This window comes from Spirillospora sp. CA-294931 (assembly GCF_050946795.1).
Taxonomy (GTDB): Bacteria; Actinomycetota; Actinomycetes; order Streptosporangiales; family Streptosporangiaceae; genus Spirillospora.
Genome location: NZ_CP192006.1, coordinates 8961722 through 8974905, shown reverse-complemented (window position 1 = coordinate 8974905; position 13184 = coordinate 8961722). Strand labels below are relative to the sequence as shown.

Annotated in this window: 8 protein-coding genes; 5 read left to right on the top strand and 3 right to left on the bottom strand. The window is 69.4% G+C overall.

Features of this window, described 5'->3' with window-relative positions:
- The first annotated feature begins 33 nt into the window (after positions 1-33).
- Positions 34-1260, top strand: coding sequence for a hypothetical protein (locus ACQPY4_RS40710; RefSeq protein WP_433330584.1), 1227 nt, complete (start codon positions 34-36; stop codon positions 1258-1260).
- Between the two features lie 691 nt (positions 1261-1951).
- Here the strand turns inward: ACQPY4_RS40710 and ACQPY4_RS40705 are convergent.
- A complete protein-coding gene (locus ACQPY4_RS40705) occupies positions 1952-4237 on the bottom strand; it encodes a DEAD/DEAH box helicase (RefSeq protein WP_433330582.1) in 2286 nt (761 codons plus the stop codon).
- A 253-nt stretch (positions 4238-4490) separates the two neighbouring features.
- Here ACQPY4_RS40705 and ACQPY4_RS40700 point away from each other — a divergent pair, with 253 nt between their 5' ends.
- Both ACQPY4_RS40700 and ACQPY4_RS40695 read left to right on the top strand, forming a co-directional pair.
- Positions 4491-4844 carry an STAS domain-containing protein gene (locus ACQPY4_RS40700; RefSeq protein WP_026402937.1) on the top strand — a complete coding sequence of 118 codons (354 nt, stop codon included), beginning with the start codon at positions 4491-4493 and terminating at the stop codon, positions 4842-4844.
- Positions 4845-4857: 13 nt separating this feature from the next.
- Positions 4858-5301: an ATP-binding protein gene (locus ACQPY4_RS40695; protein WP_433330580.1), complete on the top strand. Its 444-nt coding sequence runs from the start codon at positions 4858-4860 to the stop codon at positions 5299-5301.
- Between the two features lie 83 nt (positions 5302-5384).
- Here the strand turns inward: ACQPY4_RS40695 and ACQPY4_RS40690 are convergent, their stop codons facing one another.
- Positions 5385-5930 (bottom strand): hypothetical protein, encoded by a 546-nt coding sequence (locus ACQPY4_RS40690; protein ID WP_433330578.1) that lies wholly within the window; start codon positions 5928-5930, stop codon positions 5385-5387.
- A 610-nt stretch (positions 5931-6540) separates the two neighbouring features.
- On the opposite strand from ACQPY4_RS40690, the gene ACQPY4_RS40685 reads away from it, so the two are divergent.
- Both ACQPY4_RS40685 and ACQPY4_RS40680 read left to right on the top strand, forming a co-directional pair.
- Positions 6541-8994: a sodium-translocating pyrophosphatase gene (locus ACQPY4_RS40685; protein WP_433330576.1), complete on the top strand. Its 2454-nt coding sequence runs from the start codon at positions 6541-6543 to the stop codon at positions 8992-8994.
- 266 nt (positions 8995-9260) lie between these two features.
- On the top strand, positions 9261-9731 hold the full coding sequence (locus ACQPY4_RS40680) for a SixA phosphatase family protein (protein WP_433330574.1): 471 nt from the start codon (positions 9261-9263) through the stop codon (positions 9729-9731).
- A gap of 389 nt (positions 9732-10120) precedes the next feature.
- Here ACQPY4_RS40680 and ACQPY4_RS40675 read toward each other — a convergent pair whose 3' ends face one another.
- On the bottom strand, positions 10121-12424 hold the full coding sequence (locus tag ACQPY4_RS40675; RefSeq protein WP_433330572.1) for an FUSC family protein: 2304 nt from the start codon (positions 12422-12424) through the stop codon (positions 10121-10123).
- Between the last annotated feature and the right edge of the window lie 760 nt (positions 12425-13184).

Below are 13184 nucleotides of genomic sequence, written 5' to 3'. Positions count from 1 at the left end.
ACGACCAGTGTCATCACCCCGCAGCAGAATGCCGTGATCACGAGCGGGTCGGAAATCACCGCCCGGGCGCACTTCGACTTCGCGCTGAAGATGCAGCTGCGAGCCGTCATGCCCGGGTCGGGCGACACGTTCCTCACCGAACGTGGCGGTGCCGGCTCCCTGTCCGCGCCCATTCCTCTGCGCCAGAACGGCACGTACAAGGTTTATCTGAAGGGCTGGCCGAGCGGCCACGTCTACGACTCCAACACCTTCACCGTGCGCATTCCTCCGGCGACCCCGAGCGGTGTCTCGGCCTCGACCTCCGGCGGCAAGGTGGTCGTGAACTGGAACCTCGGCCTTGAGGACGACCTCTCCGGTTACACAGTCAGTGCGGGCTCGGCCGGTTCTAAGAGCGGCTCGGCCAGCAGCCTGTGCTCTGGGACGACTTGCTCGACCTCGTTCAGCGTTCCGTCGAACGCGCGGGGCAGCCTTCCCGTGCAGGTGCGCGCGAAGCGTCCGAGCGGTACCGGCGGCTCCGTCTACTCGACCACGGCCTCGGCCACCGTCACGATCGGCGGCGGTAGCAACAGCGGCGGTGGTCCCAGCGACCTGCCGCCCGGTTCGGGCGACCTTCCGCCGGGCACGACGTCGCCGAGCCCGTCCACGCCGCTGACTCCGTTCAACAACCAGTCGCCGGTCACGCTCCCGTCCGTCCAGCCCGACGGCGCCACCCCGGGATTCACTTATCCGACGCCGCAGGTCCTGAACCCGACCGCACCGCGAGCTAAGAACGTCGCGGCGACCGACGAACTCCAGTGGGGCAAGAGCATCGGGATCGCCCTCGTCCTCCTCATCGTCGCCGCGCACCTGGGCACCTGGACCCGCAGCCTGCGCGTCGCCCAGACCGGTGTGAGCCACCAGGGCATGGCGGCCCGGATCGCGCGAGGCGGAACCGGCCGCAAGCGCGTCAAGAAGTCCCGCGAGCACATCGCCCGCGCCGAGGCACTGGCCAAGACCAGCACCCTCACTCCTCCGGTCAAGCCCACCGGCGCCGCAGGCGGCAAGCAGGGGCAAAAGACGGGCGACAAGCGCCCCCGTAGGGCCGACCAGGCCCCCAAGCCGAACGCGCCGTCCAGCAAGATCACACGCCGCCCCGCCACCCTCGGCCGCGACTCCAGCGGAGTCAGCGTCCGCATCGCCAAGCCCAACGCCGGAACTTCTCCGGCCCCCAAGCCCGGCGCCCAGCCCAAGAAGTCCTCGCGCCGTCGCCGTTCCAAGTAGATCCCACCGCACAGCCGAAGCCCCCCTGCACGCTCACCGCTCGGGACCTGCGGCCATCACCGATTTCCGAGGCGCCACGCCTCAAATTGGTGCGATGGAGCCAGGCATCCCGCATTATGCTTCCGCCGCCGCCGCTCCGCCGCCGCTCCGCCGCCGCTCCGCCGCGTCTGGGGCCCTCATTCGCTCCCGGCGCCTTGTGTTGCGCGATTCGCGTGCTAGGTCGGTCCTCGGGCCGTGTGTTGTTGCACTTCGCGGCCTCGCGTGGCGTGGTCCGCAGGCGCGGTCGTGCTCACCCTCGGTTGGATGCCTTCTTCTCGTCCTGGCGTGGGGGTGGTTGAGGCGGGACGGGGTGGCGTTTTTGGTGGTGAAGGCACCGTCCCCGGCGCGGGGTGAGTCCCCCCGGCGATGGCTAGAACGTGCTCATGCCTTTCATCCGCTCGGGGAGTTCGTGGGGGAACGGAGGAGGCGTCCGAGCATGTCGGATCGGTGAGCGTGGGCGGCGCTCTTCCGTTGGCCCAGTTCGGCGTTCGCGGCTCCGTGTTTCCGCGCTCGCGTGCCTGGGCTTTGCCCTTTGGGCGGGCGCTCCCGGGGTGCCTTTGCGCCGGTGTGGCTGCTGTGGAGTTGGAGTGCTGTTGTCAGAGCCTGCGGTTGTGGAGTCGTGGAAGCGCAGGCTTTGGGGGTGGGTGGTGGGTTAGGCGGGGGCTTGGTGGAGGAGGTGGGCTAGGAGGGTTAGGGCGCCTTGTTTGTCTAGGGGGTCGTTGCCGTTGCCGCATTTGGGGGACTGGATGCAGGAGGGGCAGCCGGTTTCGCATTCGCAGGAGGCGATGGCGTTGCGGGTGGCGCTTAGCCATTCGGGGGCGTCGGCGTAGCCACGTTCGGCGAAGCCGGCGCCGCCTTCGTGGCCGTCGTAGACGAAGACGGTGAGGAGGCCGGTGTCGGGGTGGAGGGCGGTGGAGACGCCGCCGATGTCCCAGCGGTCGCAGGTGGCGAACAGGGGGAGCAGGCCGATGGAGGCGTGTTCGGCGGCGTGGGCCGCGCCGGAGAGGTCTGGGACGTCTTCGGTCTGGTCGGCGGTGAGCGTCCACCAGACGGCTCGGGTGCGGAGGGTGCGGGGCGGGAGGTCCAGGGGCTTCTCGCCGAGCATCTCGTTGGTCTGGAGGCGGCGCATCTGGTAGGCGACGACCTGGCGGGTGACCTCGACGGTGCCGAAGTTGAGGGTGGCCTCGCCCCAGGAGGTCGTGCGCAGCCGCTCGACGATCTGGATGTCGGTGACGTCGCGGGCGGTCGTGGAGTAGTCGGGGTCGGCGGGGTCGACCAGGGCCACGGAGTCGTCGAGGTCGAGGGTCTGGACGATGTACGAGTCGCCCTGGTGGATGTAGATCGCGCCCTCGTGGACGGTGGAGTGGGAGGACGCCTCGTCGACCGTCCCGAGCAGGCGTCCGGTACCGGACTCGACGACCTGGACGGGGGCACCGCCCGCGCCGCGGATATCGGCCAGGTCGGCGGCCCTGTCGCGGCGCGTCCAGAACCAGCCGGCGGGACGGTGCCGGAGCAGCCCGCGTCGCACCAGGTCGGGCAGCAGGTCGGCGGTGGAGGGGCCGAAGAGGGTGAGGTCGGAGTCGGTGAGGGGGAGCTCGGACGCCGCCGCGCACAGGTGCGGCTGGAGGACGTAGGGGTTGTCCGGGTCGAGCACGGTGGCTTCGACGGGGTTGCCGAAGATCGCCTCGGGGTGGTGGACGAGGAAGGTGTCGAGCGGGTCGTCGCGGGCGACCAGGACGGCCAGGGCGGACTGTCCCGAGCGGCCCGCGCGTCCGGCCTGCTGCCAGAGGGACGCGCGGGTGCCGGGCCAGCCGCAGACGAGGACGGCGTCGAGGCCGGAGACGTCCACGCCGAGTTCGAGGGCGTTGGTGCTGGCCAGGCCGAGGAGCGCGCGGGAACGGAGGTTGGCTTCGAGGGCGCGGCGCTCTTCGGGGAGATAGCCCGCGCGGTAGGCGGCTACCTGGTCGGTGAGTTCGGGGGCGGCCTCGTGGAGCGCGCGTTTGGCGCTGAGCGCGACGGACTCGGCGCCGCGTCGGGATCGGACGAAGGCGAGGGTCTGGACGCCCTCGACCACCAGGTCCGCGAGGAGGTCGGCCGCCTCGGCCGTGGCCGTCCTGCGGATGGGGGCGCCTTGTTCGCCGCGTAGTTCGGTTAGCGGGGGTTCCCAGAGGGCGAAGGTCGCGGGCCCCCGGGGGGAGGCGTCGTCGTCGACTGCGATGACGTCCAGGCCGGTAAGGCGTGAGGCGGCTTTGGCCGGCTCCGAGGTCGTGGCGGACGCCAGGATGAAGGTGGGGTTGGCGTTGTAGCGGGCGCATATGCGGCGTAGGCGCCGGATGACCTGGGCCACGTGGGAGCCGAACACGCCTCGGTAGCCGTGCGCCTCATCGATGATCACGTAGCGCAGGCGGCGGAGGAACGCGCTCCACCGGCCGTGGCTGGGCAGGATCGAGCGGTGCAGCATGTCCGGGTTGGTCAGGACGTAATTGGCGTGCTGACGGATCCAGGTGCGCTCGTCGTGGGGCGTGTCCCCGTCGTAGGTTGCCGCGCGCACACGGGTCAGACGGAAGCCGCGTAGGGCGCGGAGCTGGTCCGAGGCCAGAGCTTTGGTCGGGGAGAGATAGAGGACAGTGGCCTCGTCGTCATAGATCGCCGCGACGGACGGCAGCAAATAGGCCAGCGACTTGCCCGAGGCGGTCCCTGTGGCGATGATCACAGAGCGTCCCGCCCGGGCGTGCTCGGCGGCTTCGGCCTGGTGAGTCCATGGGGCGTCGACGCCGTCGGCGGCGAGCCGGTCGATCAGCAGGTCGGTCGACCAGTCCGGCCAGCCCGTGCGACGCCCTTCACGTGCGGGAACGCGCTCGACATGGGTGATGCGGTCGCGGCGGGAGGGGTCGGCGAGGAGCCGGTCCAGGGGGGAAGAAGATCTTTGGACGCCCATCAGGTTTTCAGTGTGCCAGCATGGGCACAACTACGGGAACGCCCCGGCGCCGGTGGTCCCGTTCCCCATGCCCTGACTGACAGATCAGCAGGTCAGACGGGATGGCGCGAAGTTTCGCCCGAGTCGGCGATTAGCTGCGTACGCGACGCCGGAGCGTGGTTGAATTCGGGCGGAGTTCCGTGGCCCCGACCCCCGGTTTTCGGAGGCTCGGCGGTCTCGGGATCAGAGTGTGCTGTACGGCGCTGGAGGACCTGTGGACCTGAAGGTGAACGACTACACCACCGACGATGGCCTCACCGTCATCAACGTGGAAGGTGAGATCGACGTCTACACGGCGCCGAAGCTTCGCGAGAAGCTCATTGACCTGGTCAACAAGGGCAAGTTCCACCTGCTGGTTGACATGGAGAAGGTCGAGTTCCTCGACTCGACGGGCCTCGGCGTGCTGGTCGGCGGCCTCAAGCGCGTCCGGGCGCACGACGGCTCGCTGGAGCTGGTGTGCACCCAGGAGCGCATCCTCAAGATCTTCCGCATCACCGGCCTGACCAAGGTCTTCGGCATCCACGACTCGATCGCGGACGCCGAGGAGAAGCGCAAGGGTGCCAAGTAGCGGCGCCGCGGACATGGCGACCGTCGAGCTCTCTTTCAGCGCGCTGCCCGTGCACGTCCGGACGGCGCGGCTGATCGTCACCGCTGTGGCACGCCGCAGCGGTGTCGCCGAAACCTTGCTGGACGAGGTGCGGCTTGCGGTCGGCGAAGCCTGCTCCCGGGCCGTGGAGGCACATGCCCTGCGCTGTCCGGACGAGCCGGTGAGGTTGGAACTGACCGGCGACGGCCGGCGGTTCGAGGTCAGCGTGAGCGACTCCGTCCCGGCCGACGAGGAGACCGGTGGCCTACCCAAGATGGCGGCCCCGGAGGACGGGTTCGAGCACGCGTGGAACGACGGCACGGCCGAGCTGGGCCTGGCCGTCATCGCCGGTCTCGCCGACGATGTGGAGATCGCCGCGACCCCCAAGGGCGTTCAGATCCGGATGAGCTGGCCGGTGGCGGAGACCCCGTCCCCCTGAACCGCCACCCTTGAGGCCGTCCCGGCCCCAGACGACCGAAGGCCCCGCCATCCGCGGGGCCTTCGTCTTGCCCCGGGGGGGCGTCATCCCCGGGCGGGACGGTGGCGGCGTTGGTAGGAGAGGGTCACGGCGGCTAGGAGCGGGGCCCAGGCGACCAGGGGGAGATAGACGAAGCCGACGAGGGTGTGTCCCGTTGGGGTCATGTCGTCGTGCGGCATTGCCCACCAGAAGAGGAACGGCGTCCACAGGACGGCAAGGGCGCCTACGCCGAGCCAAGCAGGCACTAGGACGGTGCGGCGCCGGATGGGCCTGCCCCCGATTAGCGGAACCCAACTCGGCACGACCTCGCCCCAGCGATGAACCAGGCCGAGCGTCAGCAGGGCCGCGAGCTCGCTGAGAAGGCTGAGGGCGATCAGGTAGGCCGGCCCCCATGCTCCCGAAGGGCTGATGCCTTCGTAGCCGTCCTCGGTGTAGCCGAGCCGGAAGCCGGACGCCAGCCCGAGCCTCCAGATGGTCGAGGGCAGGACGGCGAGCGCCACCGAGTGGGCCGTCCAGCGGGCCCAGCGCGGAGCGGGCAGGGGCGCGTTGACGGACGGGGCGGGGGTGGCGAGACGCAGCGGGCCGGTCATGCTGATCATCCTGTTCGCGCCTCGCCGCACCCGCTTCCCGCCAGAGGGGTAGCTGCCTCCCCCGAATGGACGAGCCAACGGCGTCCACCCAGCCGTCCCGGTCGGAGAATCGAGCCTGCCACAAATGCAAGGGAGCCTCCCCGGGGCGGACGGGCCGAGCCGGGGATCGGACGGCTTTGGGGCGGGGCCGGTTCGGAGTGGTGGCCGGGATGTGAGATCGTTTTGGAGACGATCTTGGAATGGTCAATTTCGGGCGGCCCGAATTCACGATCTTGGTCCGGCTCAAACAGGACGAGATTTAAGCGCCCCGCCCCGCGACAAAGATCGTTTGAGAGTCAAGGTATCCAAGAGGTAAGAACATACTTATCCTTGCTGACCTGCGCCAACGCGGACTACTCCGGCCTTCAGGTCAAATTGCGGGCAAAAATCGATTGCTTTTTCATGACGTCGCCATGAAGTAGCAGAGAGGCTTCTCTTCCAGACGGGGCGTGCGTAGACTCCCCGCACCCGCGTCGCCGTGCGAGGCGTCTAAAGGGTCACCCCGCGGGGTACGCGGTAAAGATCGTCTTTAAGGCGATCGAGATCGCAACGCCCCTGTCGAGGAGGACGGATGTCTGGGCTTTCCCTGTCAAGCCCGGCCGGCGCAGAAGTGGATCTCGGCGGCGGCGACCTCACCCTGGTCGTCGTCGTCGGAGTGGTCGCGCTGCTGGCACTGGCCGTCGCCGCGGGACTGGTTCGCGAAGTACTGGCCGCCGGCCAGGGCACAGAGAAGATGCAGGAGATCTCCAAAGCGGTTCAGGAAGGCGCGAGCGCCTATCTGAAACGCCAGTTCCGCACGGTCTCCGTCTTCGTGGTGCTGATTCCGCTCGTGCTGTTGCTACTGCCCGCCGACTCCACGAGTGAACGGGTGGGGCGGTCGATCTTCTTCGTCATCGGAGCGCTGTTCTCCGCCGTCACCGGGTTCACCGGCATGTGGCTGGCGGTGCGCGGCAACGTACGCGTCGCGGCGGCGGCGCGCGAAGAGGGCGGCGAGAAGAAGGCGATGCGCATCGCCTTCCGCACCGGCGGCGTCGCCGGAATGTTCACCGTCGGCCTTGGCCTCTTCGGGGCCGCGGTCGTCGTCCTGGCCTACAAGGGCGACGCCCCGAAGGTCCTGGAGGGCTTCGGGTTCGGCGCCGCCCTGCTGGCCATGTTCATGCGAGTCGGGGGCGGCATCTTCACCAAGGCGGCGGATGTGGGCGCCGACCTGGTGGGCAAGGTCGAGCAGGGCATCCCCGAGGACGACCCGCGCAACGCCGCAACGATCGCCGACAACGTGGGCGACAACGTCGGCGACTGCGCCGGAATGGCGGCCGACCTGTTCGAGTCGTACGCGGTCATGCTCGTGGCGGCGCTCATCCTCGGGACGGCGGCGTTCGGCACCGAGGGCCTGGTGTTCCCGCTGATCGTCCCGATGATCGGCGTGATCACCGCGGTGATCGGGATCTTCGCGGTCGCCCCCAGAGACCGCGACCGCTCGGGCATGTCGGCGATCAACCGCGGCTTCTTCATCTCCGCGATCATCTCGGCGGTGCTCGTGGCGGTGGCGGCCTTCGCCTACCTGCCGTCCAGCTTCGCCGACCTCTCCGGCGTCGCCGACCCGAAGATCGCCGGGATGGACGAGGACCCGCGGATCGTCGCCCTCGGCGCGGTGCTGATCGGCATCGTCCTGGCGAGCGCCATCCAGTTGCTCACCGGGTACTTCACCGAGACCAACCGCAAGCCGGTCAAGGAGGTCACCAACAGCGCCCGTACGGGGCCCGCGACCGTCATCCTTTCGGGGATCTCGCTCGGGTTGGAATCGGCCGTCTACACCGCCCTGGTGATCGCGGGCGCGGTCTATGGGGCGTTCCTGCTCGGTTTCGGCAACACGACCGTCGCGCTGTTCGCGGTCGCGATGGCCGGCACGGGGTTGCTGACGACCGTGGGCGTGATCGTGTCCATGGACACTTTCGGTCCTGTCTCCGACAACGCTCAGGGCATCGCCGAAATGTCCGGGGACGTCCAGGGCGAGGGCGCCGCGGTGCTCGAACGCCTGGACGCCGTCGGCAACACCACCAAGGCGATCACCAAGGGCATCGCGATCGCGACGGCGGTACTCGCGGCGACCGCGCTGTTCGGCTCGTTCAGGACGACCGTGGTCAGCGCGCTCGGCGACGCCTCGGACGACGCCAAGGACGCCCTCGGCTCGTTCGCGACGTTCAACCTGTCGATCGACAATCCCAACGTCCTGATCGGGTTGATCATCGGTGCGTCGGTCGTGTTCATGTTCTCCGGCCTGGCGATCATGGCCGTGGGACGCGCGGCGGGCCGTGTCGTGGTCGAGGTGCGCGAGCAGTTCCGCACCAAGCCCGGGATCATGGACTACACCGAGAAGCCCGACTACGACCGCGTCGTCGACATCTGCACCCGGGACGCCCAGCGCGAACTGGCCACGCCCGGACTGCTGGCGATCCTCACCCCGATCGCCGTCGGCTTCGGGCTCGGCTACGCGCCCCTCGGCGCGTTCCTGGGCGGTGCCATCGCCGCCGGCGTGCTGATGGCGGTGTTCCTGGCCAACTCCGGTGGAGCCTGGGACAACGCCAAGAAACTCGTCGAAGAGGGGCACCTCGGCGGCAAGGGCAGCCCGGCCCACGAGGCCACGATCATCGGCGACACCGTCGGCGACCCGTTCAAGGACACGGCCGGTCCCGCGATCAACCCCCTGATCAAGGTGATGAACCTGGTCGCGCTGCTGATCGCGGACGCTGTCGTCACCTATGCGGGCAACGTCCCGCTCCGCATCGGTGTCACGGCGGCCGCGGTGATCATCGTGGTCGGTGCCGTCGTGGTGTCCAAGCGCCGGGCCGACCCGATCGGGGCGGACGAGGCCGAACGCGAACCCGCCCTTGTCGGCGACGGCCCGTCCAGTGCCCTGGAAGGCGAGAAGCCCACCGTCCCTGATGGCCGATCCACCACCACCGAGACCGCGCCACCCGAACCGCGCGCGGAGCCCGATTCCACCTCATCGGCAAACCAGACCTGACCGCGTCCACCCGAAGGGACCGACGGCACTTGGCCGTCGGTCCTTTCGCTTTGCGACCGCCCAGGTGTGCCACACACGGGAGGACGGTCGTACGCTGTATGGGCGTTGAACCCGATGGCAGGAGGCCCCGCGGTGAGCGGCGAGAAGTCCACGATCTCCGGCCCAAAGGGCTTCGCCATCGTCCTAGGCGGAATGCTCGTGGTGATGGCGGTCCTTTGGGCGCTGGCCGCGTTCGTCGCCCCGTGACCGCGGACTAGGGTGACGGGATGCCGACGCTCATCGTCCTTCGCCACGCCAAGGCCGTCGCCGGACTCGGGATGGCCGACATCGACCGTCCGCTCAACGACCGCGGACGGCGAGACGCGGCGGCGACCGGCGACTGGCTCCGCGACAACACCCTGACGCCCGACCGCGTCCTGTGCTCGACGGCCGTCCGCACCCGGGAGACGCTCCAGGGCCTGGCGCTCGACGCCGAGGTGAGCTTCGAGGCACAGATTTATGACAACGACCCCGAGACCCTTCTCTCGCTCATTCGGGAGAACGGGGACTCGGCGTCCAGACTGCTGCTGGTGGGGCACAACCCGTCCGTCCACCAGTTGATCTTCGACCTGACCGGCAGCGCCCCCGACGCCTTCCCCACCTGCGCACTAGCGGTCATTGAGGTCGAGCCCACCTGGTCAGACATCCGTCCCGGGGCGGGGACCCTCCTCCAACACCGCACCCCCAAGGGCAACTAACCAAGGCTCCGAGCCACCCGCTCCAAGAACCCCCGCCTTGAAATAGCCCGGACGTAGCGCCCCCCAGAGCAACAGCCCAACGACAAGGCTCCCAACGCGCTCGCCCCGGCCCGCCCTCTCCACTGGGCCTCATATCAAGCCCGCGCCGCAGTCCTCCGCCAGTCGAAAAGTTATCCACAGAACGAGGTTCGACTGTTGGTGGGCTGCGCGCTGCAGCAGCCTTGATGCAGGCACCGCCCACAGTCGACTCCCTCGCACCACGTCAGGCGTGCGCCTCCACCCGCGAATTGCATAACAACCACTCAGCATCTTCACCCGCACGACAACTGATTCCAGTTCCGGACGAGAGGAGCCACGGCTTGCAATGGTCGGCCAGCCGCCCCCGTCGGCTAGTGCTTGGGGGCGTCCGCGTCCTGCTGCTCGGAGGCGGCCATCTCCGACGACGCCTGCACGCGGCCCACTTCATGTGTGGCCGCGTCGACCAACTGCTCCACATCGCTCCTCAGCGAACGCACGGCGAAGCGGAGACCGGACGCCTGCAGAAGGGAGTGGCGCAAAGGCGTAAAGGCATCGGTGGCGACACCGTCCTCGACCTCGGCCCGGCGACGGCGGACGAGGCCGGACAAATGCGCGTCGAGGTTCTCGAAGTCGTCCTGAAGTTGCTCGGCCAACGAGGGAACGAGGCCGGGAGCCTCGGGAGGGTCTTCCAACGAATCGGCCGCCTCCTCAAGTCGGTCGGCGATGCGGTCGAGGATCTGTGGGGCCGGGCCCGGGTCGACCGAATCTTCACGGGACATCCGCGCGATCGCGATCAGGTGGTCTCTCGTGCGGTGGGCGGAGTCGGCCGTCGACTGCAGCCGGTCGATCCGCTCACTGTCAGGAACGCGTTCGTGGGCCAGATGGGAGGCGGTCTTGGAGATGTCAACGGCGGCCTGCTCCGCAGCGACGATCTTGTCGTGCGGGAGGCGCTCGCGATCACCCTCCACCACCGCACGCGCCGCCCGGGCGAGGTCGGCGTGGGCGCTGAGCAGTCGGCCGAGCTGGATCGGGAGGCGTTCGGCATGACCGGTAGGCCACAGAAGCCGGACGGCAAGAAACGCCACAACCACGCCGCCCAGGGTCAGCGCGATCCGTTCACCCGCGGCCGTCCAGTCGGACGGCTGGGAGAAGTCCAGCAACATCATGGCCAGCGGCGTCCCGAACAGGGCCCAGTAGGCGAAGTTGACCGAACGGAGAGTAAACGCGGCCAGCGCGAAGACGAACAGAATCAACGACGCGGTCAACTGCCCAGGCGCCAAGGCCAGCAGCACAGCGGCGATCACCGATCCGATCGCGGTGCCGCCCACGCGCTGAAGCAGATGGTCCATGGTTTCGCCATAGGTCCCACGCAGGCTCAGCATCACGGTGATCGACATCCAGTGAGCATGGGAGACCGGGAGCATCGCGGCGAGCGCCATGGCCACCGCCACAGCGAGCCCGACTCGCGAGACCTGCCGGAACCGGGGCGAACGGCTGCGCACGGCCCGCCCGACCCGTCCTCCCCACGACGTGACCGGCCCCCTGGATGGCAAACGCGGCGGACCAAACCCGATCCGGATACCACCCGCCACGATTCGACGCGCCGAGTCCACACTGCTCGCGATGCGGTCGACCGACCGCCGGATCTGGCCGATCAGCGCCGCCGCGACCAGGTCCTCATCACCCGCGAGCCCGGCCCGCCTGATCTTCTCGCTCTGCCGCGACAGCCGCCGGATGGCTTCGGACTCAACCGCCTCCAGCGGCGCGGGCCCCTTGGCAGCGATGGCGCCCGCGAGCAGCCGGACACGGGCGGCCAGCGCCGTGACCGCGATCTGGGCCTCAAGCTCCCACTCGCGATCAGGCGGCCGCCGACGAGCCGCCTCCACCAGCGACCGGAGCGCCACCGTCTCCTGGAGAATCCTGGCCAGCGCCTCGATCAGCCGTTCCGGACGCGACGGCTCCTCACGTCCGCGTCCCGAACGGTAAAAGCCATAAGTAGTGCGAGCCGCCGTGAGCGCCTGGGAAGCAGCCCTGCGCCGCTCCTCCCAGTCGGGCTTCCGCGTGACCTCGGCCAGATCAGGATTGGTCAGATCAACGTCCGCGAGCACAGTGCCGTCGGGCGCCCCCACATCCTGCGACACGGCGTCCAGAGCCTCGGCGATCGCATCTGCCGCCTCGGTGAGAGCACTACGCAACGGCCGAAGCCGCCGAGCGGGCCAGGGCGCGAGGAGCAGTCCACTCACCCACAGCCCACCAAGCAGCTCAAGAAACCCGTTGTAGAGAACGTCCGAAGTCGGCGGCCTGACCGCGGTCAGCAAAACGGCCAGCGCCGCCGTCGGTCCGATCCAGGTGATGGCGCTACCAAGCGCCACGATCGGTGGAACCACCGCGACCGCCAGCCAGGTGTGCCCGCTGAGATGCCCACCGATCGTCGCCCCGATAGCGACCACGAACACGGCACTGGCAAGGTTCCGAGCCCGAGCCCCATACGGCCCCTCAGGCGCCCGCAACGCCACAAGGTAAGCCCCCAGCGCGATCATCGACCCCTGAGCCGCATGCCCGGTCAACGCCCCCACGGCCAACGGCAGCGCCACCGCGACCGAGGCCGCGATCCCATACAAGGGCGCAGCGCGCCCCTCAATCTGGGCGTACGCCTCCCGCGCACGCTTCAGCATGGCCTCAACCGTCCTCGCGCCCGACCGCCGGACTCGCTCCCAGATGTACCCCACCCACCCCCCACTGATCACCAACCCCCAAACCCCCGAAAAGCCCACCTCAACCCAAAACCCCGCCACCTCTCCCCAAGCACCCCACCAACCACCCTCCCAACAATCCCCCTCCCTGGCCCAGCCCCTCCTCCAGCCTCCCAGCCCCCACCCTCTACCCCGGCCCCTGTACCAACCTCCACCTGGGGCCACCCCTGCCCCTGATCTCTGCTCCAGGCCCGGCCCCTGCTCTCGGCCCCGCCCCCCTCCATCCAGCCCCAGCCCTCCGCCCCAGTCCAACCCCTTGCCCCGGGCCCCCGCCCCGTCCAACCCATTGCACCGGGCCCCGCCCGGTCCAACCCCTTGCGCCGGGCCCCTGCTCCGTCCCAGCCCTCTGCGGCGGGCCCCGCTCCGCTCTGCCCGCCCCAACCCTCCGTCCCAGCCCAGTCCTCTGCGCCGGGTCCCGCCCCCGCCCAGCCCGACCCGGCCGCGCTGGTCCTGCCCTGCCCCTGCCCCTGGCCCTGGCCCTGGCCTAGGGCCCTGCTTGGGGCTCCGCCTGTCTTGCCCAGACCGTGGCCAGGCCCCGGCCCCGGCCCCGTCGGGCGCTACCTCAGGCCTCGCCCACGCCCTGCCCCGACCCCGGCCACGCTGCCCTTAACCCTGCTCCGACCTCCATCCCGGCTCTCGCCTGGGCTCCCGGGACCAAGCTCTGGCCCCGGCTACTGCCCGG